This window comes from Ramlibacter sp. PS3R-8, from assembly GCF_037572435.1.
Classification (GTDB): domain Bacteria; phylum Pseudomonadota; class Gammaproteobacteria; order Burkholderiales; family Burkholderiaceae_C; genus Ramlibacter.
In genome coordinates this window covers 492,254-517,031 of the sequence record NZ_JBBHGT010000003.1, presented here as the reverse complement: position 1 = coordinate 517,031, position 24,778 = coordinate 492,254, and the positions used below count along the sequence as shown (strand labels likewise).

At 68.1% G+C, this 24,778-nt stretch carries 23 protein-coding genes; 11 read left to right on the top strand and 12 right to left on the bottom strand.

Features of this window, described 5'->3' with window-relative positions:
* Positions 1–3: 3 nt before the first annotated feature.
* Complete coding sequence (locus WG902_RS13905) at positions 4–855, bottom strand: SirB1 family protein (RefSeq protein ID WP_340060683.1); 852 nt, start codon at positions 853–855, stop codon at positions 4–6.
* A 66-nt stretch (positions 856–921) separates the two neighbouring features.
* Positions 922–2,487: a murein biosynthesis integral membrane protein MurJ gene (gene murJ / locus WG902_RS13900; RefSeq protein ID WP_340060682.1), complete on the bottom strand. Its 1,566-nt coding sequence runs from the start codon at positions 2,485–2,487 to the stop codon at positions 922–924.
* Positions 2,488–2,591: 104 nt separating this feature from the next.
* Here murJ and rpsT point away from each other — a divergent pair, with 104 nt between their 5' ends.
* On the top strand, positions 2,592–2,900 hold the full coding sequence (gene rpsT, locus WG902_RS13895) for a 30S ribosomal protein S20 (RefSeq protein WP_340060681.1): 309 nt from the start codon (positions 2,592–2,594) through the stop codon (positions 2,898–2,900).
* Positions 2,901–2,907: 7 nt separating this feature from the next.
* On the opposite strand, the gene WG902_RS13890 is transcribed toward rpsT, so the two are convergent.
* A complete protein-coding gene (locus tag WG902_RS13890) occupies positions 2,908–3,051 on the bottom strand; it encodes a hypothetical protein (RefSeq protein ID WP_340060680.1) in 144 nt (47 codons plus the stop codon).
* A 105-nt stretch (positions 3,052–3,156) separates the two neighbouring features.
* Between WG902_RS13890 and WG902_RS13885 the strand changes: the two genes are divergently transcribed.
* Genes WG902_RS13885 through WG902_RS13875 form a run of 3 tightly spaced genes read left to right on the top strand, consistent with a single transcriptional unit; the run spans position 3,157 to position 6,447 of the window.
* Positions 3,157–4,071 carry a DUF6502 family protein gene (locus WG902_RS13885; protein WP_340060679.1) on the top strand — a complete coding sequence of 305 codons (915 nt, stop codon included), beginning with the start codon at positions 3,157–3,159 and terminating at the stop codon, positions 4,069–4,071.
* Complete coding sequence (locus WG902_RS13880; protein WP_340060678.1) at positions 4,071–5,288, top strand: DUF5666 domain-containing protein; 1,218 nt, start codon at positions 4,071–4,073, stop codon at positions 5,286–5,288. The genes WG902_RS13885 and WG902_RS13880 overlap by 1 nt, the downstream gene beginning before the upstream one ends.
* Positions 5,289–5,340: 52 nt before the next feature.
* Complete coding sequence (locus WG902_RS13875) at positions 5,341–6,447, top strand: calcium-binding protein (protein WP_340060677.1); 1,107 nt, start codon at positions 5,341–5,343, stop codon at positions 6,445–6,447.
* A gap of 45 nt (positions 6,448–6,492) precedes the next feature.
* On the opposite strand, the gene WG902_RS13870 is transcribed toward WG902_RS13875, so the two are convergent.
* A complete protein-coding gene (locus WG902_RS13870) occupies positions 6,493–6,795 on the bottom strand; it encodes a DUF3579 domain-containing protein (protein ID WP_340060676.1) in 303 nt (100 codons plus the stop codon).
* A gap of 226 nt (positions 6,796–7,021) precedes the next feature.
* Here WG902_RS13870 and WG902_RS13865 point away from each other — a divergent pair, with 226 nt between their 5' ends.
* Positions 7,022–8,215: an aspartate aminotransferase family protein gene (locus WG902_RS13865; protein WP_340060675.1), complete on the top strand. Its 1,194-nt coding sequence runs from the start codon at positions 7,022–7,024 to the stop codon at positions 8,213–8,215.
* On the top strand, positions 8,212–9,141 hold the full coding sequence (gene argF / locus WG902_RS13860) for an ornithine carbamoyltransferase (RefSeq protein WP_340060674.1): 930 nt from the start codon (positions 8,212–8,214) through the stop codon (positions 9,139–9,141). The genes WG902_RS13865 and argF overlap by 4 nt, the downstream gene beginning before the upstream one ends.
* Positions 9,142–9,240: 99 nt before the next feature.
* On the opposite strand, the gene WG902_RS13855 is transcribed toward argF, so the two are convergent.
* Positions 9,241–9,615 (bottom strand): hypothetical protein, encoded by a 375-nt coding sequence (locus tag WG902_RS13855; RefSeq protein WP_340060673.1) that lies wholly within the window; start codon positions 9,613–9,615, stop codon positions 9,241–9,243.
* A gap of 202 nt (positions 9,616–9,817) precedes the next feature.
* Between WG902_RS13855 and kynB the strand changes: the two genes are divergently transcribed.
* Genes kynB through kynA form a run of 3 tightly spaced genes read left to right on the top strand, consistent with a single transcriptional unit; the run spans position 9,818 to position 12,556 of the window.
* A complete protein-coding gene (gene kynB, locus WG902_RS13850) occupies positions 9,818–10,447 on the top strand; it encodes an arylformamidase (RefSeq protein ID WP_340060672.1) in 630 nt (209 codons plus the stop codon).
* The gene (gene kynU / locus WG902_RS13845) at positions 10,444–11,706 is read left to right on the top strand and encodes a kynureninase (protein ID WP_340060671.1); all 1,263 of its coding nucleotides are present in this window, start codon (positions 10,444–10,446) and stop codon (positions 11,704–11,706) included. Before kynB ends, kynU begins: the two co-directional genes overlap by 4 nt.
* Position 11,707: 1 nt before the next feature.
* The gene (kynA, locus tag WG902_RS13840) at positions 11,708–12,556 is read left to right on the top strand and encodes a tryptophan 2,3-dioxygenase (RefSeq protein WP_340060670.1); all 849 of its coding nucleotides are present in this window, start codon (positions 11,708–11,710) and stop codon (positions 12,554–12,556) included.
* Positions 12,557–12,734: 178 nt separating this feature from the next.
* On the opposite strand, the gene WG902_RS13835 is transcribed toward kynA, so the two are convergent.
* From WG902_RS13835 to WG902_RS13815, 5 genes are all read right to left on the bottom strand, one after another.
* Positions 12,735–13,913 (bottom strand): FAD-dependent oxidoreductase, encoded by a 1,179-nt coding sequence (locus WG902_RS13835; protein ID WP_340060669.1) that lies wholly within the window; start codon positions 13,911–13,913, stop codon positions 12,735–12,737.
* Entirely contained in the window at positions 13,910–16,792 is a 2,883-nt protein-coding gene (locus WG902_RS13830) for an aconitate hydratase (RefSeq protein ID WP_340060668.1), read from the bottom strand. The genes WG902_RS13835 and WG902_RS13830 overlap by 4 nt, the downstream gene beginning before the upstream one ends.
* Before the next feature lie 85 nt (positions 16,793–16,877).
* Positions 16,878–18,062 (bottom strand): phosphoglycerate dehydrogenase, encoded by a 1,185-nt coding sequence (locus tag WG902_RS13825; protein ID WP_340060667.1) that lies wholly within the window; start codon positions 18,060–18,062, stop codon positions 16,878–16,880.
* Positions 18,055–19,137 carry a 3-phosphoserine/phosphohydroxythreonine transaminase gene (gene serC, locus WG902_RS13820; protein WP_340060666.1) on the bottom strand — a complete coding sequence of 361 codons (1,083 nt, stop codon included), beginning with the start codon at positions 19,135–19,137 and terminating at the stop codon, positions 18,055–18,057. Before serC ends, WG902_RS13825 begins: the two co-directional genes overlap by 8 nt.
* A 46-nt stretch (positions 19,138–19,183) precedes the next feature.
* On the bottom strand, positions 19,184–19,585 hold the full coding sequence (locus tag WG902_RS13815; RefSeq protein WP_340060665.1) for a hypothetical protein: 402 nt from the start codon (positions 19,583–19,585) through the stop codon (positions 19,184–19,186).
* 112 nt (positions 19,586–19,697) lie between these two features.
* Here WG902_RS13815 and WG902_RS13810 point away from each other — a divergent pair, with 112 nt between their 5' ends.
* Entirely contained in the window at positions 19,698–20,531 is an 834-nt protein-coding gene (locus tag WG902_RS13810; RefSeq protein ID WP_340060664.1) for a helix-turn-helix domain-containing protein, read from the top strand.
* Here WG902_RS13810 and sbmA read toward each other — a convergent pair.
* Positions 20,521–21,537 carry a peptide antibiotic transporter SbmA gene (sbmA, locus tag WG902_RS13805; RefSeq protein ID WP_340060663.1) on the bottom strand — a complete coding sequence of 339 codons (1,017 nt, stop codon included), beginning with the start codon at positions 21,535–21,537 and terminating at the stop codon, positions 20,521–20,523. The genes WG902_RS13810 and sbmA overlap by 11 nt on opposite strands.
* A gap of 238 nt (positions 21,538–21,775) precedes the next feature.
* On the opposite strand from sbmA, the gene WG902_RS13800 reads away from it, so the two are divergent.
* Entirely contained in the window at positions 21,776–22,126 is a 351-nt protein-coding gene (locus WG902_RS13800; RefSeq protein WP_340060662.1) for a hypothetical protein, read from the top strand.
* A 46-nt stretch (positions 22,127–22,172) separates the two neighbouring features.
* Here WG902_RS13800 and WG902_RS13795 read toward each other — a convergent pair whose 3' ends face one another.
* Entirely contained in the window at positions 22,173–24,764 is a 2,592-nt protein-coding gene (locus WG902_RS13795) for a bifunctional aconitate hydratase 2/2-methylisocitrate dehydratase (protein ID WP_340060661.1), read from the bottom strand.
* Positions 24,765–24,778: the final 14 nt, after the last annotated feature.

Here is a 24,778-nt window from a genome sequence, read left to right as displayed (position 1 = left end):
CCGCTACTGCTTGGCGCGGCGCAGGTCGGCCACGCGGTCGGCGATGGCGTCGATGTCCAGCGCGTCCTGCGCGTGCACCAGGTAGGTTTCCAGGTCTTCGACGGCACGCTGCGAATGGCCTTGTTCGGCATGGGCCAGCCCGCGATCCCGGAATTCCGCCCAAGCGTCGGGCAGCAGGATCAGCAGCCGGTTCTGCACGGCGATCACGCGTTGCCAGTCTTCCTGCGCGCGATGGATCTCCTTGAGGTTGCGCAGCATGCGCGCGACGATGTCGCGCGGCGGCGCCGCCTGCAGGTACAGGCCCAGGGGCACCTCGAATTCATCCACCAGTCCGCTGCGCCGCTTGTACGGCTCCAGCCGCTCGGAGAGTTCCTCGCGGGACAGCGACTGGCCGGTGAAAGGATCGATCACCACCTGGCCTTTCGGCAGGTTGACCTTGACCATGAAGTGGCCCGGGAAGCACACGCCGCGGGCATGCAGCCCGATGCCCTGCGCCAGCTCGATCCACAGGACCGCCAGCGAGATCTGGATGCCGCGCCGGGTGCGCAGCACCACGTTGAGGTAGCTGTTGTCGGGGTCGCAGTAGTCGTTGACGTTGCCGCCGAAGCTGAGGTCGCGGAAGAAGAACTGGTTCAGCGTGCGCAGCCGCTGCAGCGCCGCGGCGTCCACCGGGATGCGGCGCTTCAGGCGCGCCAGCAGCTGGTCGACGTCGCCCAGGACCACTTGCAGGTCCAGGTCGGGGTATTCGTCCTGCGCCAGGCTGGCCGCCGCCTCGAGCAGCGGGAACTGTTCGTCGCTTTGCACCAGCATCCGGAAATACTCCAGCGGCGTGGGAGCAGTGAATTGCAGCGACATGTGCTCGTTGTAATGGACGGGCCAGGAGGCGTCAAGCCACCGTGGCTGGTTCGCGTCGCTCGCGGATCATCGCGTGACAAACTGACGCAGCTTCAAGCCCGTCAGCGCGAGCGAGAGGAAGTAGATCGCAGCGCACGCGGCCAGCATCCCGGCCATCGCGCCGGCCCGCAGCCACGCCTGCGTGCGCCATTGCATCCACGGGAACGCCTGGTTCGACCACAGCAGGAAAGCACCGAGCACGATGGTCGCGACGATGACCTGGAGCAGGAACACGCCCCACCCGGGACGCGGGCGATACCGCCCGCGCCGCAGCAGGATCGCCAGCAGCACGCCCGCGTTCACCAGGGCCCCGATGCCGATGGACAGCGCCAGCCCCGCATGCCGCAGGTAGGGCACGAGCGCGATGTTGCACAGCTGGGTGACCGCCAGCGCCGCCAGCGCGATCTTCATCGGGGTCTTCATGTCATGGCTGGCGTAGAAGCCGGGCGCCAGCACCTTGATCGCGACGATCCCGAGCAGCCCCGTGCCGTAGCCGGCCAGCGCGATGGCGACCTGCCGCACGTCCGCGTCGGTGAACGCACCATAGTGGAACAGCGTGGCCACCAGCGGCACCCCGAACAGCAGCAGGGCGACGGAACTCGGCACGGCCAGCAGGACGACCAGCCGCAGGCCCCAGTCCAGCATCCCGGAATAGCGCTCCTCGTCCTGGCTCGCCCGCGCGGCGGCCAGCTGCGGCATGAGCACCACGCCCAACGCCACACCCAGCAAGGCCGTGGGAAACTCCATCAGCCGGTCTGCATTGTTGAGCCAGCTGACGCTGCCGGCCGCGAGATAGGACGCGATCTGGGTGTTGATCAGCAGCGAGATCTGCGCCCCGCTCACCCCCAGCAGCGCCGGCAGCATCAGGCCGAGGATCTTGCGGGTGGCCGGGTCGCTCCAGGACTCCCGCAGGCCCGACCAGGCCAGCCCGAAACGCGGCCACATCCCGATGCGGCGCAGCGCGGGCACCTGGATGGCCAGTTGCAGAACGCCGCCCAGCATCACCCCGATGCACTGCGAGTAGATCGGTTCGATCCCGTGCCGCTGGAACCAGGGCGCCACCAGCACGATGGATGCGATCAGCATCACGTTCAGCAGCACGGGCGATGCCGCGGGAACCGCGAATTTTTTCCAGGTGTTCAGGATCCCGCCCGCGAGCGCGACCAGCGACATGAAGCCGATGTAGGGGAACATGTAGCGCGTCATGACCACCGCCGCGTCGTAGGCTGCGGGATCCTTGCGCAGCCCGCTGGCCAGGGCCCAGACCAGCAAGGGCGCCCCGACCACGCCGACGATGCACAGCAGGACCAGCGTCCACAGCAGCACGGTGGCAACGTGGTCCACCAGCCGCCGGGCGCCTTCGTCGCCCCCTTCGGTGCGGGTGGCCGCGAGCACGGGCACGAAGGCCTGGCTGAACGCGCCTTCCCCGAAGATCCGGCGGAACATGTTGGGGATGCGGAACGCCACGTAGAACGCGTCGGTCAGGGCGCTGACACCGAAGAAGGCGGCGAACAGGACGTCGCGGGCGAGGCCGGTGATGCGCGACGCGAGGGTCAGGGCCGAAACGGTCGAGGCGGCTTTGAACAGGCTCAAGCGGGCGAGTGTAGCCGGGGGTCCCCCACGCGTGGCGGGGGCATGCCCGCGGGCTATAATGGTGGGCTTTGCTGGCATCATCCTCAGACACCTAAGGAACACACATGGCCTCTGCCAAACCCAAGAAGAAGAACCCGCGCCTGGCGTCGGGACGCAAGCGCGTCCGCCAGGACATGAAGCTGAACGCAGCCAACACGTCGCTGCGTTCCAAGTACCGCACCGCGGTGAAGAACGTCGAGAAGGCCGTCGCCGCCGGCGACAAGGCCAAGGCGACCGAACTCTTCGCCAAGGCCCAGTCGATCGTGGACACGGTTGCCGACAAGGGCATCTTCCACAAGAACAAGGCGTCTCGCGACAAGAGCCGCCTCTCCGCCAAGGTCAAGGGCCTCCAGCCCGCCGCCGCGGCCGCCTGATCACCCATCAGGTCAGCCCGTGAAGCGAAAGCTTCGCGCCGTTTGAACCGGGTGCGCTGCCAGCAAAGCAAAGTGAAGAACCGCCTCCGGGCGGTTTTTTCATTTCCGTGCAGGCGTGAAGCCAGGAGCCCTCTTCGGAGGGCTTTTTCATGCCCGGAAGGTAACTCGGTTGTTACACATAAAATGTGAAACTTGCACATTTCCCATTGACTGTGCAATCCGCACATTTACACTTCGATCAACTTACGGCTCATCCATGACCCAACGCGACGCTCCATTCCCACCTGACACGGCAGTCACCGCCGCGTCGGCCGGGCACTCGCCGGGCGAACAACGGGCCTTGCTGCGGGCCTGCCGCGCCGTGCTGGCGCCGCTGGCCCGGCTGGCGGTCGGCCACGGTCTCACGTTCTCGGCCGTCACCGAAGTGCTGAAGCAGGGTTTTGTGCAAGCCGCGCGGGCCGCCCATCCCGGCGCCGCCGCGCACCGCGCCGTCAGCCGCATCAGCACCACGACGGGACTGAACCGCCGCGAAGTCACGCGGCTGATGCAGCGCGCCGACGGCGACGTGCCGGTGGCGCCCTCGCCCGCGACGCAGGCATTCACCCGCTGGCTGACCGACCCTGCCTTTCGCGGCGCCGACGGCGCGCCGATGGCGCTGCGCGTGCAGGGCCCCGCACCCAGCTTCGAAAGCCTGGCGAACTCGATCACCCGCGACGTGCACCCCCGCACGCTGCTGGAAGAGCTCTCGCGCCTGGGCCTGGCGCGTGCGGACACCGAAGGGAGCGTGCGCCTGCTGCACAACGCGTTCGTTCCGCGCGCGGACCGCGAGCGCATGCTGGCCTTCCTGGGCGCCAACGTCGGCGACCACCTGGCAGCCGCCGTGAGCAACGTGCTCGATGACGGTCGCCGTCACTTCGAGCAGGCGCTCTTCGCGGACGAACTCTCGGCCGAGTCGATGGCGCAAGCCAAGGTCCTGATCACGGAGCAATGGCAGGGGCTGCTGCATACGCTGGCCCCGGCGTTGCAGGCCCTGATCGACGCCGACAAGGCGGCCGGCCGCCCCGCCGACCAGCGCCTGCGCATCGGCCTGTTTGCATTCACCGAAGCCATGCACCCGGCCGAGGCCATGGCCCCCCCATCCCCGACCCAATCCCCATCGAAGGAGTCCTGATGTCCAAACTCTCCGCATCTTCCGCCGCCCCGCTCCTGCAGCGCAGGCGTCTGCTGGTCACCTTGCTGGCCGGCGCCGGCGTCATCGTCCTGCCTGCGTGCGGCGGCGGCGGCGGCGGGGTCGCCGGCGTCGATACCGGCGGCACGGGCTCCTTTTCCGCGGGCCGCATCAGCGGCTTCGGCACCGGCTCGGTCATCGTCAACGGCGTCCGCTACCAGGACGGTGCGGCGCGGATCACCAACGCGGACGACGCAACCGCGCTGCAGCCGCGGGACCTGAAGCTGGGAATGGTGGTGCGCATCCGTGCCGGCGCCACGAGCGCAGGCGGCGCCGGCAACCCGCCGACGGCCACGGCCACCGAGATCACGGTCGAGACCCAGGTGAAGGGGCCGGTCGCATCGAAGACCGCACCCGACACGCTGGTGGTGCTGGGGCAGACGGTGAAGGTGGATGCGGCCACGGTGTTCGCCGGCACGACCTTCGCGGCCATCGCGGTCGGCGACCTGCTGGAGGTGTCCGGCTTTGCCAACGCGGCCGGCGTGATCACCGCATCGCGCATCGAAAGCGAGGACGCCACAAGCGAGTTCCGTGTGCGCGGCGCCATCAGCAATCTGGACACCGCGGCCAAGACCTTCACCGTCGGGACCGCCAGCTTCGACTACTCCGGCGCGGGTGTGCGGCTGCCCTCCACCGCGCTGGCGAATGGGTTGTTCGTGCGCGTGCGGACGCGGCCCGCCCAAAACGCCGACGGCGCATGGATCGTGACCCGGATCGACTTGCGCGAGAACGAGGTGGAAGACAGCGACGAAGCCAAGGTCGAGGGCATTCTCGTGCAGAACGGCTCCGTCCTCTCGGTCAACGGAATCCGGATCGATACCTCGCGGCTTCCGGCGGGCACTGCGCTCCCGGTCGGCCTGCAGGTGGAGGTGGAAGGCGAGATCGTGGACGGCGTGCTGTTCGCCAACGCGATCGAAGTCGAGGACGAGGACGAGGAAGCCGAGGTCGACGTGCGCGGCGAAGTGTCCGCCCTGGACACCGGCGCCCGGACCTTCGTCGTGCGCGACGTGACCTTCCACTACACGCCGGGCGCCACCGAGGAAAAGGACGGCACGTTCGCGGCCGACCTGCGCAACGGCGCGACGGTGCGCGTGCGGGGCACGCTGCCCGCCGGCGGCGCCGGCAACGTCGAAGCGTCGGAAGTGGATTTCAGGATCTGACGATGCCGCAGGGCATCCATTTGCGTAGCCAACCATTCACAAGGAGAACACCATGACGACATTGACCATCACCCATGCGGATTGGGAATTGCTGGAAGACGTGGAGGCGGACGCGGTCAGCGTCCTCGAAGTCACCGACGGCCTGATCCGGGCGGCGGTGGACCTGGGAGACGGCCGTTTCTCCAACTTCTTCATCACGGGCGCATGGACCGGGGTTTCCGGCCTGGACCTCACCGGCCTGGAGGGCATGGTGACCGGCATCTCCATGGACATCGATGGCGTCATGCAGTTCGACGCCACGGGACTTGCTGTCGACGTGGAGGAAGTGGGCGAAGACATGCTCGACGACGTGGATGACGTGATCGAGCTCGCGCTGGGCGATCAAGTCGACGTGATCGGCTCCGACGACGATGACGACATCGCCTGCACCGACGGCGACGACACCGCCGACGGCGAAGATGGCGACGACGACATCCACGGCGAAGGCGGCGACGATCACCTGTCCGGTGGCCGCGGCCGCGACCACCTGTACGGCGGCGACGGCATGGACAGCCTCGAGGGCGGCTCGCACCACGACACGCTCAGCGGCGGCATGGGCGACGACAGCATGGACGGCGGCGGCGGCGACGACAACGTCACGTGCGGCAGCGGCTCCGATTCCGTGAGCGGCGGCGACGGCATGGACAGCGTCAGGGGTGGCAACGGGCACGACGAGCTGCACGGCGGCCGCGGCAACGACGATCTTGGCGGCCACAACGGTGAAGACCGGCTGGCGGGCGGCTCGGGCGCCGACCTGCTGGAAGGCGGCCGCGGCCACGACGTGCTGGCCGGGGGCCAGGGCGCGGACGACTTCCGCTTCGACGGCCTGTCCGACGTGGACAGCGACCGGATCCGCGACTTCTCGACCGTCGAGGACACGATCTCGCTGGAGACCTCGGTGTTCACCGCGTTCGGCGGTGCGACGGGTGCGGTCGGCGCGGACAACTTCGTCGCCAATGCACGCGGCATGGCCCGGGACGCCGACGACTTCCTGGTGTACGAAACGGACACCGGCAAGCTGTTCTACGATGCCGACGGCAGCGGCGACGGCACGGCGGTGGAGATCGCGGTGCTGGGCACGGACCTGGGCCTCGCGAGCGCGCACTTCCTGCTGGTCTGAGCCGCCACCAACTCCCCTGCCTTCGTCGGACACGAAGGCAGGGAGTCACTTCTCGAACCGGCCTTCGCTCACCTTCAACGCGTTGTCCTTGGCGAAGTTCATGACGAAGTCCCAGGCCATCGGTTCGTGGTTGCGCAGTTCGCGGTTGACGATGACGCACTTGACCTCGTCGATCACGGTCGGGATGCACCACGGGGAATAGCTCAGGTGGCTGCCCGGCTGGGCGCCGCCGGGGCGGAACGAGCTCATCACGCCCGCCAGGCGCTCCGCCCAGTCGCTGGGACGGAAGGTGCGTCCGTCCCGGGTGACGCCCTGGATGATCACTTCGGCGGGATTGCTGGGAACCATGGGTGCGGGTCTGGGCGCTGCGCAAGCGGTATTGCTGCAGCGCACAAAGTATTCTATCTTCTATAAGACTGGAGCCGGGTTCGACGGGGGAAGGCGGCCTGCGCGCTGCATCGCAGTGATGCGGAATTCTCAACCAGGGCAGGCAAGGCGTGTGCCTACAATCGCGCTCCAACGGCTCACGATTCGTTGAGCCGCTCTCATTTCTGGAAGCAAGAGGAAGCGCGCAATGGCACAGATCGAGGCGTCGTCGCCCCACACCATGAACACCTACGGCCGGCTGCCCCTGGCGCTGGAGCGAGGCGAAGGCGTGTATGTGTGGGACGTGAACGGCAAGCGCTACCTCGACGCCCTGGCCGGCATCGCGGTCAACACGCTGGGCCACAACCACCCCAAGCTGGTGCCCGCGCTGCAGGACCAGATCTCGAAGATCATCCACAGCTCCAACTACTACCACGTGCCCAACCAGGAGAAGCTGGCGGCCAAGCTGGTGCAGTTGTCGGGCATGACGAACGTGTTCTTCGGCTCGACCGGCCTGGAAGCCAACGAGGGCGCGCTGAAGCTGGCGCGCAAGTTCGGGCACGACCGCGGCATCGAGCGGCCGGAGATCGTGGTGTACGACAAGGCTTTCCACGGCCGCAGCATCGCGACCCTGTCCGCCACCGGCAACGAAAAGGTGCAGAAGGGTTTCGGGCCCCTGGTGGAAGGCTTCATCCGCGTGCCGCTCAACGACATCGACGCGCTGCGCAAGGCCACCGACGGCAATCGCAACGTGGTCGCCGTGTTCTTCGAGACGATCCAGGGCGAAGGCGGCATCAACCAGATGCGCATCGACTACCTGCAGAAAGTGCGCGAGATGTGCGACCAGCGCAACTGGCTGCTGATGATCGACGAGGTGCAGTGCGGCATGGGCCGCACCGGCAAGTGGTTCGCGCACCAGTGGGCCGGCATCGTGCCGGACGTGATGCCGCTGGCCAAGGGCCTGGGCTCCGGCGTGCCGATCGGCGCGGTCGTGGCCGGCCCGCGCGCCGCCGACATCTTCCAGCCTGGCAACCACGGCACCACCTTCGGCGGCAATCCGCTGGCCATGCGTGCCGGCGTGGAGACGCTGCGCATCATGGAAGAGGACGGCCTGCTGGAAAACGCGTCCCGTGTCGGCGCGCACCTGAAGGGCGCATTGGCGCGTGAGCTCGGCGGACTCAAGGGCGTGGTGGAGATCCGCGGCCAGGGCCTGATGCTCGGCGTGGAACTGGCGCGCCCCTGCGGCGTGCTGACGCAGCGCGCCGCCGACGCCGGCCTGTTGATCAGCGTGACGGCCGACACCGTGGTCCGGCTGTTGCCCGCGCTGATCATGACCGAGTCGCAGGCCGACGAAGTCGTCGCCATCCTGGCGCCCCTGGTCAAATCCTTCCTGGCGGAATGAGTGCCATGGGGTTGCGCCACTTCCTCCAGTTCAGCGATTTCAGCACCGACGAGCACGAGTGGATCTTCCAGCGGGCGGCGGAGATCAAGCGCAAGTTCAAGAATTACGAGAAGTACCACCCGCTGGCCGACCGCACGCTGGCGATGATCTTCGAGAAGGCGTCCACGCGCACGCGCGTCAGCTTCGAGGCGGGCATGTACCAGCTGGGCGGATCCGTGGTGCACCTCACCACCGGCGACAGCCAGCTCGGTCGCGCTGAGCCGATCGAGGACAGCGCCAAGGTGATCAGCCGGATGGTGGACCTGGTGATGATCCGCACCTACGGGCAGGACAAGATCGAACGGTTTGCCGCGCACTCGCGCGTGCCGGTGATCAACGGTCTCACCAACGAGTTCCATCCCTGCCAGATCCTCGCGGACATCTTCACGTACATCGAGCACCGCGGGTCGATCCGGGGGCGCGTGGTGGCCTGGGTGGGCGACGGCAACAACATGGCCAACACCTGGCTGCAGGCGGCCGAGCTGCTGGGCTTCACCGTGCACGTGAGCACGCCCACCGGCTACGAGGTGGACCAGGCCATCGCCGGCATCCGCAGCAGCGAAAGCTACAAGGTCTTCAAGAACCCGATGGAAGCGTGCCGGGGCGCGGACCTGGTGACGACCGACGTGTGGACCAGCATGGGCTTCGAAGCGGAGAACGACGAGCGCCGCAAGGCCTTCGCGGACTGGTGCGTGGACACCGACATGATGCGCATGGCCAAGCCGGACGCGCTGTTCATGCACTGCCTGCCGGCGCACCGCGGCGAGGAGGTGGAGGCGGACGTCATCGACGGGCCGCAGTCCGTGGTGTGGGACGAGGCCGAGAACCGCATGCACGTGCAGAAGTCGCTGATGGAGTTCCTGCTGCTGGGGAAGGTGGCGGGGTAGACGCCAACCGCGCAGCCGGGGTCGCTTTGCGAACCCGGCCTACGGTGCCGGCGGGATCCCGTAGGGCGGGTTGCGCGCAGCGCACCCCGCCGTTCCCCCTCAATTCACCGGCGCTGCCGCCGTGAACCGCCCGCCGCCCGCCGGCGCGGCAACCTTGCCGATCTTGATGAGGCGCTGCTCCACCGCGAAGGCGGTGCGGCCCAGTTCCTGCGCGACCTGCTTGACGGGGATGCCGGCGTCGAAAGCGGTCTCCAGCGCCGAGTCGTCCGCCGCCGACCACGGCTTGCCGGCATTCGGCACGCGGCGCGAACCTGCCGCAGGCGGCTCGCCTTCGAGCGCGCGGGCCACGGTGTGGAGCGCACGGATGACCGGGGGCGCGTTGTACGGGCTGTCGTCCGGCATCGCTTCACCGGTGACGGGATGGATGCCCTGCGCCAGCGTGTCGATGATCTGGCGAGCGATCTGCAGTTCCATGAAAGCCTCCTGAAGGAAGTGGTGGGTTGGCTGTATTTCCATACAGCTCTCCCCGCAACGTGCCCGCCGTTGCTTGCGTTGACGCCCGTCGATCCGGGATTCCCGACGCCCCTCCGATCGGGGGACGGAGGCGGGCCGGATGGCTTGACAGCCGACGTACCGCGGCTCGACCCGCGGGCGCTTTAGGCGGCACACTCGCCCCATGACACGCCTCTGGGACATCTCTCCACCGGTGGATGCGGGCGCGCCGGTCTTTCCCGGTGACACCCCCTACCGCCAGCAATGGGCGGCCTCCATCGGCCCCGGTTGCCCGGTCAACGTCAGCACCATCACGCTGTCGCCCCACGTGGGGGCGCACGCCGACGCGCCGCTGCACTACGACCCGCAAGGCGCATCGATCGGTGCGATCGCGCTCGAGCCCTATCTCGGGCGCTGCCGCGTGATCCACGCCATCGACTGCGGGCCGCTGGTGCTGTGGGAGCACGTGGCGCATGCCCTGCAGGACCTGCCTGCACGCGTGCTGTTGCGCACCTACGCGCGCGCCCCCGTCGACCGGTGGGATCCGCACCTCGCGGCTTTCGCGCCGCAGGTGATCGAGCGGTTCGCGGACGCGGGCGTGCGGCTGGTGGGCATCGACACCGCGAGCATCGACCCGGCGGACAGCAAGACGCTCGACAGCCACCAGGTGATCCGCCGGCGCGGCCTGCGCGTGCTGGAGAACCTGGTGCTCGACGACGTCGCCGAAGGCGACTACGAACTGATCGCGCTGCCGCTGAAGCTGATGGCCGCAGATGCTTCGCCGGTGCGCGCTGTGCTGAGGGAACTGGCATGACCACCTTGCAGGATTGCATCGCGCTGGACGTACAAGACCCGTTGCGCCACCTGCGCGACCTCTTTTCGCTGCCCGAAGGCGTGATCTACCTGGATGGCAATTCGCTCGGCCCGCTGCCGAAAGCGGCGCCGGAGCGCATCGCCCGCGCCGTGCGGCAGGAATGGGGCGAAGGGCTGATCCGCTCCTGGAACACGGCCGGCTGGTTCGAACTGCCGCAGCGCCTGGGCAACCGGATCGCAACGCTGGTCGGTGCGCTCCCGGGCGAGGTGGTCGCGACGGACAGCACCTCCATCAACCTGTTCAAGGTGCTGAGCGCGGCGCTCTCCATCGCGCACGCCGACAAGCTTTCCCGCCGCACCCTCGTCAGCGAGCGCAGCAACTTCCCCACCGACCTGTACATTGCCGAGGCCCTGTGCAAGGAACGCGGGATGACGCTGCGCCTGGTGGAGCCTGACGGGATCGCGCGCGCGCTCGACACCGACACGGCGGTGCTGATGCTCACGCACGTGAACTACCGCACGGGCGCCATGCACGACCTGCGCGCCGTCACCGCGGCGGCGCACGCGGTGGGCGCGCTGGTGGTGTGGGACCTCGCGCACAGCGCCGGCGCCGTGGAGGTGGACCTGCATGGCGCCGACGCCGACTTCGCCGTCGGCTGCGGCTACAAGTACCTCAATGGCGGCCCCGGGGCGCCGGCCTTCGTGTGGGCGCACCCGCGCCATGCGGACCGCTTCTGGCAGCCGCTGGCCGGCTGGTGGGGCCATGCGGCGCCGTTCGCCTTCACGCCGGACTATCGCCCGGCGGCGGGCATCACCCGCTACATGTGCGGCACGCAGCCGATCCTGAGCATGACGGCGCTGGAATGCGGACTCGACACGCTGCTGGCGGCCGAGCCCCTCGGTGGCATGACAGCGCTGCGGCGCAAGTCGCTCGCGCTCACCGATCTGTTCATCGCCCTGGTGGAAGAGCGCTGTGGCGGCCGGGGACTGGGCCTCGCGACGCCGCGCGAGCACGCCCGCCGCGGATCGCAGGTCTGCCTCACGCGGGACGAGGGCGCTCACGCGATCGTGCAGGCGCTGATAGCGCGGGGCGTCATCGGCGACTTCCGTGCCGGCCGGCCCGATATCCTGCGCTTCGGCTTCACGCCGCTGTACCTGCGCTTCGCCGACGTGTGGAACGCTGCGGAGCACTTGCGCGAGGTGCTGGACAGCGGGGAGTGGCGCCGCGACGAATTCAACCGACAGCAAGCGGTGACCTGACATGACCCAGCCCCCGAGACCCGAAGACATCGTGCATGCGGAACGTGCGCAGCTCGATTTCAGCCGCGACATGAGCTACGGCGACTACCTGCAGCTCGACGCCATCCTGGAGGCCCAGAAGCCGCTTTCGCCCGACCACAACGAGATGCTGTTCATCGTGCAGCACCAGACCAGCGAGCTGTGGATGAAGCTCATGCTGCACGAACTGAACGCGGCCATCGCGGCCGTCGCGCAGGATCGGCTGCCCTCGGCGTTCAAGATGCTGGCGCGCGTGTCCCGCATCATGGAGCAGCTGGTGCACGCCTGGGACGTGCTGGCCACGATGACGCCGCCCGAGTACAGCGCGATTCGCCCTTACCTGTCCAACTCCAGCGGCTTCCAGAGCTGGCAGTACCGCTGCATCGAATTCCGCCTGGGCAACAAGAATCCGGCGATGCTCAAGCCGCACGAACACCACGAGGCGCGCCTGGCCGTGGTGCGCGCCGCGCACGATGCGCCGTCCCTGTACGACGAAGCGTTGCGCTTGCTGGCTCGCCGTGGACTGCCGGTTCCGGCGTCGCATGTGGAGAGGGACTGGACCAAGCCGTACGAGGCGAGCAAGCAGGTGGAGCAGGCGTGGCTGGTCGTGTACCGCGCGCCGGACACGCACTGGGACCTGTACCAGCTCGGCGAGGAGCTCACCGACCTGGAGGACGCGTTCCGCCTCTGGCGCTTCCGCCATGTGACCACCGTGGAGCGCGTGATCGGCTTCAAGCGCGGCACCGGCGGGACCGGAGGCGTGAGCTACCTGCGCAAGATGCTCGACGTGGTGCTGTTCCCGGAGATCTGGCAGTTGCGAACCGAGTTGTGAAATCGGGTGGCGGGGTCGCTTCGCGAACCCGCCCTACGAAATGGGATCATGTACGGCCGGTCACGTACGGCGGGTCACGTACGGCGGGTCATGTATGGCGGGTCATGTCCGGCGGGTCACGTACGGCGGGTCATTCCGGCGGGTCATGTAGGGCGGGTTCGCGGCAGCGACCCCGCCATCACTTGTACAACCAAGGCTGATCCAGCAGCCTCTGCCCCAACACCCGCATCGCCGCATTCCGCGCCATCCGCAACGGCCCGCTCGCATGGAAGATCGTTCCATTGCGGATCGACCGCTCCTGCACGCGGGCGACGCGCTGCCAGCGGTTCAGCGCATAGCGGCGAAAGGCCGTCGGCACGTCGACGATGCGATCGTCGGCGATGGCCAGCACGCGCTGCATCTCCCGCGCATCTTCGATCGCCATGCCGGCGCCCTGCGCCAGGTAGGGACGCATCGGATGCGCCGCATCGCCCAGCAATGCCACGCGGCCGCGCGCCATCTCGTCGGCCGACCCGACCGGCGGCCGCGCATGCAGCACCCAGAGGCTCCATTGCGGGACGGACGCGACGCGCTCGCGCACCGCGGCGCACACCGGTCCCAGCGCTGCATCCAGCTGCGCCCGCGACGCAGCCAGGTCCCAGTCGCGCGGGTCGCCCGGCTGCGTTCCCTCGACCACGCACACGGCGTTGAGCCAATCGCCGCCGCGCACCGGATACGTCACCAGGTGCATGCGCGGCGCCAGCCACACCGTCACCTCATCGCTGCGCAGCGCCTGCGGCAAGTCCTGTTGCCGCACGAGGCCGCGGTAGGCGAGCTGGCCCGTGCGCTGCGTGGGCGCATCGCCCGCCACCTCCACGCGCAAACTGCTCCACACACCATCCGCTGCGACGAGCGCCTCGGCTTCGACCAAGCGCGCTTCGCCCGTGCGTGCTGTGACGACCTTGCCCTGCTCCTCGACGCCACCCAGCCGGCTGCCCGAGTGCAGCCGCACGCCGCTGGACTGCGCCGCGCGCAGCAGGGCGGCCTGCAGGTCCGCCCGGTGCACGGTGAGATAGGGGGCGCCATAGCGCTGGCGCATCGCGCCGCCAAGTTCCAGCACGCCGAGATCCGCGCCATCCACCCCGTCGCGCGCGCGCAAGCGGGACGGCGCGACGACCAGCTGCTCCAGCTCGCCTTGCAGCAGATCCCATTCGTGCAGGATGCGCGTGGCGTTGGGGCCGAGCTGGATGCCGGCGCCGACTTCCGAAAAGGCCGCGGCCTGCTCGAACACGCGAGCCTCCCAGCCCGCGCGCCGCGCGGCCACGGCCGCGGCCAGGCCGCCGATGCCGCCGCCCGCGACCAGCAGTTCCCTCGTCACGCCGCCAGCAGTTGCCGCAGGACGTAAGGCAGGATGCCGCCGTGCCGGTAGTAGTCCACCTCGATCGGTGTGTCGATGCGCAGCGTGAGCTTCACTTCCTGCCGCGTGCCGTCGGCGCGCCGGATGACCATCTCCGCCTGGCTCTGGGGCCGCAGCTGCGCGTCCGGGATGATGTCGATGAACTCCTCGCCCGTGAGCCCCAGCGCCTGCCAGCTCATGTCGCCCTGGAACTGCAGGGGCAGCACGCCCATCCCCACCAGGTTGCTGCGATGGATGCGCTCGAAGCTGCGCGCCACCACCGCCTTGATCCCCAGCAGCTGCGTGCCCTTGGCCGCCCAGTCGCGCGACGAGCCCGTGCCGTACTCTTCGCCGGCGAAGATCACCGTGGCGCGGCCCTGCGCCATGTACTTCATCGCGGCGTCATAGATGAACATCTTCTCCGCGCTGCCCTGCGCATCGCGGTACAGCGTGAGCCCGCCCTCCTCGCGCGAGCCGTCCGGCCCCATCGGCAACATCAGGTTGCGGATGCGCACGTTGGCGAAGGTGCCGCGCATCATCACTTCGTGGTTGCCGCGCCGTGAGCCATAGCTGTTGAAGTCGGTCTTGGCGACGCCATGCTCCTTCAGCCAGCGGCCAGCCGGCGAGGTGTCCTTGATCGAGCCGGCCGGCGAGATGTGGTCCGTGGTGATCGAGTCACCGAACAGGCCGATGATCCGCGCCTCCCGGATGGCTTCGGAACCGGCGTTCGCCGCAGACGCGGCCGGCAGGGCCGACGGCCCTTCCAGCGTGAAGCCGTCGAAGAACGGCGGCTCGGCGATGTAGGTGCTGGTGGGCCAGCTGTAGGTGTCGCCGGCATCGCCCGCGATGGCCTGCCACAGCTCGCCGGGCGCTTCGTTGACCTTGCCGTAGCTGTCGCGATAACCTTTCGGATTCATCGCATGCTTCATCAGCTTGTGGATCTCGTCGCTGGAAGGCCAGATGTCGCCGAGCCACACGTCCTTGCCGTCGGCGCCCTTTCCCACCGGCTCCGTCATCAGGTCCTTCAGCACCGTGCCCGCGATGGCGTACGCCACCACCAGCGGCGGGCTGGCCAGGAAGTTGGCCTTGATGTTCGGGTGGATGCGGGCCTCGAAGTTGCGGTTGCCCGAAAGCACCGCGGCGCACACGAGGTCGCTCTTGCCGATCGCCTCGTTGATTTCCGGTGTGAGGTCGCCCGAGTTGCCGATGCAGGTCATGCAGCCGTAGCCGGCCAGGGAAAATCCGAGCTGCTCCAGGTAGGGCAACACCTTGGCGTCGCGCAAATATTCCGTGACCATGCGCGAGCCCGGCGACAGCGAGGTCTTGATGTGCGGCTGGACCTTCAGCCCGCGCTCCACCGCCTTCTTGGCCAGCAGGCCGGCGGCGAGCATCACCCCGGGATTGGAGGTGTTGGTGCAACTGGTGATCGCCGCGATCAGCACGTCGCCGTTGCCGATCGTGATGTCGCCGCCCTCCACCGGCGGCACGGACATCGCCTTCGCGGCGCGCAACGTCGGCTTGTTCGCCTCCATCTCCTGCACGTTGCGCGGCGCGGCCAGCGGGGTGGGTGGATTGGCGGGGATCGGCGCCACCTTCTGCAGCTCGCTCTCCACCTGGTGCCGCGTCAGCAGCACTTCGGCCTGCTGGTTGAAGCCGTTCTCGGCAATGGGTTTGGAGAACAGGGACCGGAACGTGCCGGCCACCTTGCCGAGCTCGATGCGGTCCTGCGGGCGCTTCGGGCCCGACAGGCTGGGCGTCACGTCGCCCAGGTCCAGCGTCACCACCGCGGAGTAGTCCACCTCCCCGGGCATGGGCACGCCGAACATTTCCTGCGCCCGGAAGTACCCCTCGAGGAACTTGACCTGGTCCTTGGTGCGGCCGGTGCCCTCGAAGTAGTCGATGGTGCGCTCGTCCACCGGGAAGAAGCCCATCGTGGCGCCGTATTCGGGCGCCATGTTGCCGATGGTGGCGCGGTCCGGCACGGCCAGGCTGCGCGTGCCCTCGCCGAAGAACTCGACGAACTTGCCCACCACCTTGTGCTTGCGCAGCAGCTCGGTGACGCTGAGCACCAGGTCGGTGGCGGTGCAGCCTTCGCGCAGCTTGCCGGTCATCTCGAACCCCACCACGTCCGGCGTGAGGAAGTAGACCGGTTGCCCGAGCATCGCCGCCTCGCCCTCGATGCCGCCGACGCCCCAGCCCACCACGCCCACGCCGTTGATCATGGTCGTGTGGCTGTCGGTGCCGACCAGCGAGTCGAAGTAGCAGACCCCATCGGAGCGCTGGTGGATCCCGCGCGCCAGGTATTCCAGGTTCACCTGGTGGACGATGCCGAAGCCGGGCGGGACGACCTTGAACGTGTCGAAGGCCTGCATGCCCCACTTCATGAACTGGTAGCGCTCCTGGTTGCGGCGGAATTCCAGCTTCATGTTCAGGTCGATGGCGTCGGGCTTGCCGTAGTGGTCGACCATGATCGAGTGGTCCACCACCAGGTCGACCGGCACCAGCGGCTCGATGCGGCCGACGTCCTTGCCCAGGCGCTGAGCGGCGCTGCGCATGGCCGCCAGGTCTGCCAGCAGCGGCACCCCGGTGAAGTCCTGCAGCACCACGCGTGCCACCACGAACGGGATCTCGGTGGTGCGCGAAGCGGTGGGCGACCAGTTCGCCACCTGCTCCACGTGTTCAGCGGTGATCTTGCGGCCGTCGCAGTTGCGCAGCACGGACTCCAGCACCACGCGCATGCTCAGGGGCAGGCGCTTGACGTTGGGGTAGCGCTTGGCGAGCTCCGGCAGGGAATAGAACTGCCCGGTGCGGCCGAGGCCGGCCTTGAAGGACTGGAGGGTGTGGGCGAAGGCGTTGGGCATTGCGCGTTCTCTCGTTGTTGCTTTGCGTCATTTTGCAGCGAGACGCGCCACCCGTGCGGCTCTGCCGCACCTCTTCGCCCACCGCTCAGCCGATGGGCAGGTAACGCACCGCCAGCACCCCTTCGATGCGGCGCAAGGTGGCCAATACGTCCTCGCCGACCGCGCTGTCCACGTCCACCAGCGTATAGGCCATGTCGCCCCGTGACTTGTTGACCATGTTGTGGATGTTCAGGCCCGCGTGCGCCATGGCGGTGGACATCTGGCCCAGCATGTTGGGCACGTTGGCATTGGCAATGGCGACGCGCCAGTCCGTGCCGCGGCTCATGTGGACATTGGGGAAGTTGACGGCATTGCGGACGTTCCCGTGCTCGAGGAAGTCGCGCAGCTGGTCCGCCACCATCGCGGCGCAGTTGTCCTCGGCTTCCCGGGTCGATGCGCCGAGGTGCGGCAAGGCGATCACTTGCGGGTGGCGCAGCAGGCCGGCATGCGGGAAATCACAGACGTAACGGCCGAGCTGGCCGGCCCCGAGCGCTGCCACCACCGCGGTGTCATCCACCACGCCATCGCGCGAGAAATTCAGCAGCACGGCCTCCGGCCCCATCAGCTGCACATTCTCCGCATGCACCAGGTGCCGCGTCGCCGGGACGAGGGGCACGTGCAGGCTGACCAGCCGGGCGTGCTTCAGGACGTCGTCCACGCTGGCGGCGCGCTGCACCTGCGACGGCAGGCTCCAGGCGGCGTCGACCGTGATCTCGGGGTCGTAGCCCATCACGTGCATGCCCAGCTTGATGGCCGCGTCGGCCACCAGCGCGCCGACCTTGCCGAGGCCGATGACCCCCAGGGTCTGTCCGGACAGCTCGAAACCGGCGAAGGCCTTCTTGCCCTCTTCGATGGCCTGCTCCAGGCCCGGCGCCGCGGGGTCGAGCCCTTGCACGAAGCGCTGCGCATCCGGCAGGTGGCGCGCGGCCATCAGCATGCCGGCCAGCACCAGCTCTTTCACCGCGTTCGCGTTGCCGCCCGGCGCGTTGAAGACCGGGATGCCGCGCGCGCTCAGCGCCTGGACCGGGATGTTGTTGGTGCCGGCGCCGGCGCGACCGATCGCGCGCACCGAAGCGGGAATGTCCATGCCATGCATGTCGGCGGAGCGCACCAGCACCGCGTCGGGCGCGGCGATGTCCTTGCCCGTGCGATAGCGGCCCGCAGGCAGCCGCTCGAGGCCAGCCTTCGAGATCTGGTTGAGGATCCGGATCCCGAACACGGCGTCAGCCATGGCTGCGCTCGAATTCCTTCATGTACTGCACGAGCGCCTGCACGCCTTCGATGGGCATGGCGTTGTAGATCGAGGCGCGCATGCCGCCGACCGAACGGTGGCCCTTGAGCTGCACCATGCCGCGCGCCTGCGCGCCCTTGAGGAATTCGGCGTCCAGCGCCTCGTCCTTCAGCCAGAAGGGCACGTTCATGATGGAACGGTCCTCCCTGGCGATGGGGTTGCGGAAGAAGCTGCTGCCGTCGAGGAAGTCGTACAGCAACTTCGCCTTGGCCATGTTGTGCTGCGCCATCGCTTCCATGCCGCCGAGCGCCTTGACGTGCTTGAGGACCAGGCCCGCGATGTAGATCGCGTACGTGGGCGGCGTGTTGTACATGGAGTCGGACTCGGCCTGCGTCTGGTAGTTGAAGGCGGAAGGCGTGATGGGCAGCGCATGGCCCATCAAGTCCTTGCGCACCACCACGATGGTCAGGCCGGACGGGCCGATGTTCTTCTGCGCGCCGGCATAGATCAGGCCGTATTTCGCCACGTCGATGGGGCGCGACAGGATGTCGGACGACATGTCCGCCACCAGCGGCACCTTGCCCGTGTCCGGCGTCCAGTGGAACTGCACGCCGCCGATGGTCTCGTTCGAACAGATGTGGACGTACGAGGCGCCGGCATCGAGCTTCCATTCGGACTGCTTCGGGATGGCGGAGAACTTCGAAGCATCGGCCGTCACCGCGATATTGACGGTGCCGTACGTCTTCGCTTCCTTGGCGGACTTCTTCGACCAGTCCCCCGTGATGACATAGTCCGCGCGGCCCGTGGCACCCATCAGGTTCATCGGGACGATGGCGTTCTCGCCGATCGCTCCGCCTTGCATGAACAGCACCTGGTAGCCCGAGGGGATGCGCATCAGCTCCTGCAGCAGCTCCTCGGTCTCGGCGTGGATGGACATGAACTCCTTGCCACGATGGCTCATCTCCATCACCGACATGCCGCTGCCGCGCCAGTCGAGCATTTCGTCCGCCGCCTGGCGCAGCACCGCCTCCGGCAGCGTGGCGGGACCGGGGCTGAAATTGAAAACACGGGTCATCGGCGCAGCATACAAGAAGCCCGACGACCCGCTGGCCCGGGGTCTCCTAGGCCCAGGCGGCGGCAGGGGCGCGACGCAGGCCCATCCACTCCAGCTCGGCCACCACTCCGACGAACAGCGCCTGCACGACGAGGAAGGCCTGACCCAGCATGGTCAGCGTGCTGCCGGTGAGCAGCAGTTCCACGCACCCCAGCACCCAGGCCGCATTGGCGGCGACCAGCACGTACACGGCGGCACGGGGGATCGGCCGGGCGTGCGCCGACCATGCCGCCAACGCTGCGAAGGCGAAAAGGGCGACCCCAGAGGCGGATAGCAATGCGGCGGGCACGCCGAGCCAGCCGGCAAGGAGCGAGGCGGCGCCGACTTGCAGCAAACCACTGCCCGCCGCGGACACGGCGTCGATCCACAGCACGGTGGGCAGGAAACGGGGCGAAGACACGAGTTTCATGAGAGCTCCTTGGGAGGGAAGTGGGAAGCCGCACTGTCTGCGCGGCAACGCGGCAGGTCCATGACCCCGCAGGTCATGGAAACCCGGCCCGGCCGCGACTACCATCCCGGCCATGGACCTCGCCCCCGCCCCCGCTTCCGCGTCGCAAGCCCGCAGCTTCGGCGAGCACCTGCGGCACTGGCGGCAGCACCGGCGCATGAGCCAGCTGGACCTGGCGGGCGAAGCCGAGATTTCGACGCGACACCTGAGCTTCGTGGAAACGGGCCGCTCCCTTCCCAGCCGCGAGATGGTGCTGCGACTCGCCGAACGCCTGGACATCCCGTTGCGCGAGCGCAATGCGCTGCTGGTCGCGGCCGGATTTGCACCGATGTACCGCGAGCGGCCACTGGACGACGCCGCGCTGGCGCCGGCACGCGAAGCGGTGCAACTGATCCTGAAAAGCCACGAGCCCTACCCCGCCCTGGCGGTGGACCGCCACTGGAACCTGCTGGCGCACAACGCCATGGTGCCGCACCTGATGGACCGCGCCGACCCCGCGCTGCTGCAGGGCCCGATCAACGTGCTTCGGCTGAGCCTGCATCCGAACGGATTGGCGCCGCACATCGTGAACCTCGGCCAGTGGCGGCACCACCTGTTCGAGCGCCTGCGCCAGCAGATCCAGGCCACGGGCGACCGCCAGTTGCAGGCGCTGGAGGAAGAACTGCGGTCCTATCCCACGCCCGCGGATGCGGACGCGCACCGGCTCGACGGCGAGGTGCTGGGCATCGCGATGCCGCTGCGCTTTCGCACCCGCGAGGGCGCGGTGCTGAACTTCATCAGCACGACCACCATCTTCGGCACGCCGGTGGACGTGACGCTGCAGGAGCTGGCGCTGGAGACGTTCTTCCCGGCGGATGCGTTCACGGGGAACGCCCTGCGCTCCCTCGCGTCGTCGCTCACGGATTGAGGGGCACCAGGCCGTCGTCCGGTGGCGCCGCGTCCGGCGCGTGGATCCGCGCCTCGAAGGCGCGCAGCCGCTTGTAGACCGAGATCAATTCGATGATCGTGCTCCAGCTCAATACGAGGTACTGGAACGATTCGGTCACCTTGTCGAACGCCCGCGCGATCTGCTGGAATACGCCGAGGGTGAAGACGCCGGCGATGACGGTCGGGCCCATGGCCACCAGCGGCACCAGCACGCTCGCCTGCAGGTAGGACCACTTCACGACGTCGAAGTACAGGTAGTGAAAATACAGCCTGAAGTAGTTGCGCCGCACCTGTTCGAACAGTGAGCCGGCCACCGGCGGCGAAGCCCGTGAGGGGTCGTCCTCGCCGTACACCAGCTCCTTGCGGTACGCAGCCTCCACGCGCTGGTTCTGGAACTCCAGCCCCGGCAGCAGGATGCCGGTGACGGCCAGCAGCACCGTGCCGAACAAGGCCCAGCCGATGGAGATCCACACCAGCGAATGCGGAATGGCCCCGATGATCGGCACGCTAGTGATCTTGTCCGACAGCCCCCAGAGGATCGGCAGGAACGCCGCCAGCGTCATCAGGCTGCGCATCAGCTCGACGCCCAGGCCTTCCACGATGCGGGCGAACCGCATCGTGTCCTCCTGCACGCGCTGCGCGGCGCCTTCCACCACGCGCAGCTTCTGCCAGTGCGCCATGTAGTAGGTGTTCATCGCCTGCCGCCAGCGGAACACGTAGTGGCGCGTGAAGAAGTCGATGAACACCGCCACCGTGATGTAGATCATCGCGATGGAGAAGAAGGTCATGATCTGCTGCCAGTACTGCGGCGCCGTGATGCTGCCGGGCGCGGACAGCGCCTTTTGCACCAGGTCGTAGAAGCTGCCGAACCACTCGTTGATCTGCACGTCCAGCTGCACGCGATACCAGGTCGCCAGCAGGATCAGGGCGGTGCCGAACACCGACCATGGCAGCCATCGGCGGGAGAGAAAAAAGGAACGGAACATGCGCGCGGGCTCCTGGCTAAGCGGTGCGCGGATGCTAGCGGCTTTCCCGCGAACCGTGCGCAAGCTCAGGCGAGAACTCGCGCGGCGCACACCGGGCTCAGCCGAACTCGGGCACGTCGTCCCGGTGCGCACGCCGCGTGGCGGCCTTCTCGCACATCGCCCCCGTGCACACGCCGACGATGCACGCGCGCCGCTGCTTCGAACATGGTCCTGCAGTTCATTTCAAAGGAGACACATCATGAACAAGTGCGGCATGGCGAAGATGCGCGTGGCCCTGGTTGCGGTGGCCATGATGAGCGCGTTGGGCGTGGCTTCGGCCAAGGGCGGCGGTGGCGGCGGGGGCGGCGCGGGCTGCGGTGACGGCGGCAGCGCCGGTGGCGGTGGCGGCACGAGTGCCGGCACGAGTGCGGGCAGCGGAGACAGCGCAAGCGCCGGCAGCAGCGGCATCGCCGACGGAACCTGGCTCAGGCGCACCCGGCGCACGCCGACGTTCGCGGCCACGCCGGCGCCCGCGACACAGGGCACCGTGGCCATCGGCACCCAGGCGGCCCCCGACGGGACCAGCGACGCGACCCGCCTGCCCCAATGAAAAAACGGCCCTCGCGGGCCGTTTTCACGTTGCGCCGATCAGGCGCTCAGACCGTCACGGACTGCGCCGTTTCCGCGTACTCGGCGATCTGGTCGAAGTTCATGTAGCGGTAGACCTTGTCGCCCTGCTGGTTGATCACGCCCATGTCGGCGTGGTACTCGGACACCGTCGGCAGCCGGCCCAGCTTGGACGCGATGGCCGCCAGCTCCGCCGAGGCGAGGAACACGTTGGTGTTCTTGCCCAGGCGGTTGGGGAAGTTGCGGGTGGAAGTGGACACCACGGTGGCGCCCTCCTTCACCTGCGCCTGGTTGCCCATGCACAGGCTGCAGCCGGGTGACTCGGTGCGGGCGCCGGCGCCGCCGAAGTTGGCGTAGTGGCCTTCCAGGGTCAGCTGCTCGGCGTCCATCTTGGTCGGCGGCGCGACCCACAGCTTCACCGGGATGTCGCGCTTGCCTTCCAGCAGCGCGGACGCCGCGCGGAAGTGGCCGATGTTGGTCATGCACGAGCCGATGAAGGCCTCGTCGATCTTCGTGTTCTGCACTTCCGACAGCGGCTTCACATCGTCGGGATCGTTCGGGCAGCACAGCAGCGGCTCGGTGATCGTGTTCATGTCGATCTCGATGACTTCGGCGTATTCCGCGTCGCGGTCCGCCTCCAGCAGGCTGGGCTTCGCCAGCCAGGCCTCCACCGCGCGGATGCGGCGCTCCAGCGAACGCTTGTCCGCGTAGCCCTGCGCGATCATGTTCTTCATCAGCACGACGTTGGACTGCAGGTACTCGCGGATCGGCGCTTCGTTGAGCTTGACGGTGCAACCGGCCGCGGAGCGCTCGGCCGACGCGTCGGACAGTTCGAACGCCTGCTCCACTTTCAGGTTCGGCAAGCCCTCGATCTCGAGGACGCGGCCCGAGAACGCGTTGACCTTGCCTTGCTTGGCGACGGTCAGCAGGCCCTGCTTCATCGCGAAGTAGGGAATGGCGTGCACCAGGTCGCGCAGGGTGATGCCAGGCTGCATCTCGCCCTTGAAGCGCACCAGCACCGACTCGGGCATGTCCAGCGGCATCACGCCGGTGGCCGCCGCGAAGGCGACCAGGCCGGACCCGGCCGGAAAGCTGATGCCGATGGGGAAGCGGGTGTGGCTGTCGCCTCCCGTACCCACCGTGTCGGGCAACAGCAGGCGGTTCAGCCAGCTGTGGATCACGCCGTCCCCCGGGCGCAGCGAGACGCCGCCGCGGTTGCTGATGAAGGCCGGCAGTTCGCGGTGGGTCTTGACGTCCACCGGCTTCGGGTACGCCGAGGTATGGCAGAACGACTGCATCACCATGTCGGCGGAGAAGCCCAGGCAGGCCAGGTCCTTCAATTCGTCGCGGGTCATCGGGCCGGTGGTGTCCTGGCTGCCGACGGTGGTCATGCGCGGTTCGCAGTAGGTGCCGGGACGCACGCCCTTGCCTTCCGGCAGGCCGACGGCGCGGCCGACCATCTTCTGCGCCAGCGTGAAGCCCTTGCCGGAATCGACCGGCGGCTTCGGCAGGCGGAATACGGTGGAGGCGGGCAGGCCGAGGAACTCGCGCGCCTTGGCGGTCAGCGAGCGGCCGATGATCAGGTTGATGCGGCCGCCGGCGCGCACTTCGTCCAGCAGCACGTCGTTCTTCAGCGTGAAACGCTCGAAGACCTTGCCGTCCTTCTCGATCGTGCCTTCGTACGGGTAGATGTCGATGACGTCGCCCATCTGCAGCCTGGACACGTCCACCTCGATCGGCAGCGCGCCGGAGTCCTCCTGCGTGTTCAGGAAGATCGGGGCGATCTTGCCGCCCAGGGTGACGCCGCCGAAGCGCTTGTTCGGCACGAAGGGAATGTCCTGGCCCGTCGCCCAGATGACGCTGTTGGTGGCGGACTTGCGCGACGACCCGGTGCCCACCACGTCGCCGACATAGGCGATCTGGTGGCCCTTGGCCTTGAGTTCCTCGATGAACTTCATCGGGCCGCGCTTGCCCTCTTCTTCCGGCGTGAACGCGGCGCCGGGGCGGCTGTTCTTGAGCATCGCCAGCGTGTGCAGCGGGATGTCCGGCCGCGACCAGGCGTCGGGCGCCGGGGACAGGTCGTCGGTATTGGTTTCACCGGGCACCTTGAACACGGTGACGGTGACCTTCTGCGCCAGTTCGGGACGGCTGGTGAACCACTCGGCGTCGGCCCAGCTGCGGACCACGTCTTTCGCGTAGGCGTTGCCGGCCCGGGCCTTCTCCGCCACGTCGTGGAAGAAGTCGAACATCAGCAGCGTCTTCTTCAAGCCTTCGGCCGCCACGCCGGCGACCTGGGGATCGTCCAGCAGGTCGATCAGCGGCTTGACGTTGTAGCCGCCGACCATGGTGCCGAGCAACTCGGTCGCCTTGGCCTTGCTGATGGCGGGAACGGAGAGGTCCCCATGCGCGACGGCGGCGAGAAAACTCGCCTTCACCTTGGCCGCGTCGTCCACGCCCGGCGGCACCCGGTGCGTCAGCAGGTCCAGCAGGAAGCCTTCTTCCTTGGCCGGGGCCGACTTGATCAGCTCGATCACGTCGGCGGTCTGCTTGGCGGACAGCGGGAGCGGGGGGATGCCGAGCGCAGCGCGTTCGGCAACGTGTTCAACGTAGGCTTGCAACATGGGGGGTCTCTCTC

Coding starts and splice junctions, on each gene's coding strand:
- WG902_RS13905 (WP_340060683.1), bottom strand. CDS start 855: ATGTCGCTGCAATTCACTGCTCCCACGCCGCTGGAGTATTTCCGGATG.
- rpsT (WP_340060681.1), top strand. CDS start 2,592: ATGGCCTCTGCCAAACCCAAGAAGAAGAACCCGCGCCTGGCGTCGGGA.
- WG902_RS13890 (WP_340060680.1), bottom strand. CDS start 3,051: ATGAAAAAGCCCTCCGAAGAGGGCTCCTGGCTTCACGCCTGCACGGAA.
- WG902_RS13885 (WP_340060679.1), top strand. CDS start 3,157: ATGACCCAACGCGACGCTCCATTCCCACCTGACACGGCAGTCACCGCC.
- WG902_RS13880 (WP_340060678.1), top strand. CDS start 4,071: ATGTCCAAACTCTCCGCATCTTCCGCCGCCCCGCTCCTGCAGCGCAGG.
- WG902_RS13875 (WP_340060677.1), top strand. CDS start 5,341: ATGACGACATTGACCATCACCCATGCGGATTGGGAATTGCTGGAAGAC.
- WG902_RS13870 (WP_340060676.1), bottom strand. CDS start 6,795: ATGGTTCCCAGCAATCCCGCCGAAGTGATCATCCAGGGCGTCACCCGG.
- WG902_RS13865 (WP_340060675.1), top strand. CDS start 7,022: ATGGCACAGATCGAGGCGTCGTCGCCCCACACCATGAACACCTACGGC.
- argF (WP_340060674.1), top strand. CDS start 8,212: ATGAGTGCCATGGGGTTGCGCCACTTCCTCCAGTTCAGCGATTTCAGC.
- WG902_RS13855 (WP_340060673.1), bottom strand. CDS start 9,615: ATGGAACTGCAGATCGCTCGCCAGATCATCGACACGCTGGCGCAGGGC.
- kynB (WP_340060672.1), top strand. CDS start 9,818: ATGACACGCCTCTGGGACATCTCTCCACCGGTGGATGCGGGCGCGCCG.
- kynU (WP_340060671.1), top strand. CDS start 10,444: ATGACCACCTTGCAGGATTGCATCGCGCTGGACGTACAAGACCCGTTG.
- kynA (WP_340060670.1), top strand. CDS start 11,708: ATGACCCAGCCCCCGAGACCCGAAGACATCGTGCATGCGGAACGTGCG.
- WG902_RS13830 (WP_340060668.1), bottom strand. CDS start 16,792: ATGCCCAACGCCTTCGCCCACACCCTCCAGTCCTTCAAGGCCGGCCTC.
- WG902_RS13825 (WP_340060667.1), bottom strand. CDS start 18,062: ATGGCTGACGCCGTGTTCGGGATCCGGATCCTCAACCAGATCTCGAAG.
- serC (WP_340060666.1), bottom strand. CDS start 19,137: ATGACCCGTGTTTTCAATTTCAGCCCCGGTCCCGCCACGCTGCCGGAG.
- WG902_RS13815 (WP_340060665.1), bottom strand. CDS start 19,585: ATGAAACTCGTGTCTTCGCCCCGTTTCCTGCCCACCGTGCTGTGGATC.
- WG902_RS13810 (WP_340060664.1), top strand. CDS start 19,698: ATGGACCTCGCCCCCGCCCCCGCTTCCGCGTCGCAAGCCCGCAGCTTC.
- sbmA (WP_340060663.1), bottom strand. CDS start 21,537: ATGTTCCGTTCCTTTTTTCTCTCCCGCCGATGGCTGCCATGGTCGGTG.
- WG902_RS13800 (WP_340060662.1), top strand. CDS start 21,776: ATGAACAAGTGCGGCATGGCGAAGATGCGCGTGGCCCTGGTTGCGGTG.
- WG902_RS13795 (WP_340060661.1), bottom strand. CDS start 24,764: ATGTTGCAAGCCTACGTTGAACACGTTGCCGAACGCGCTGCGCTCGGC.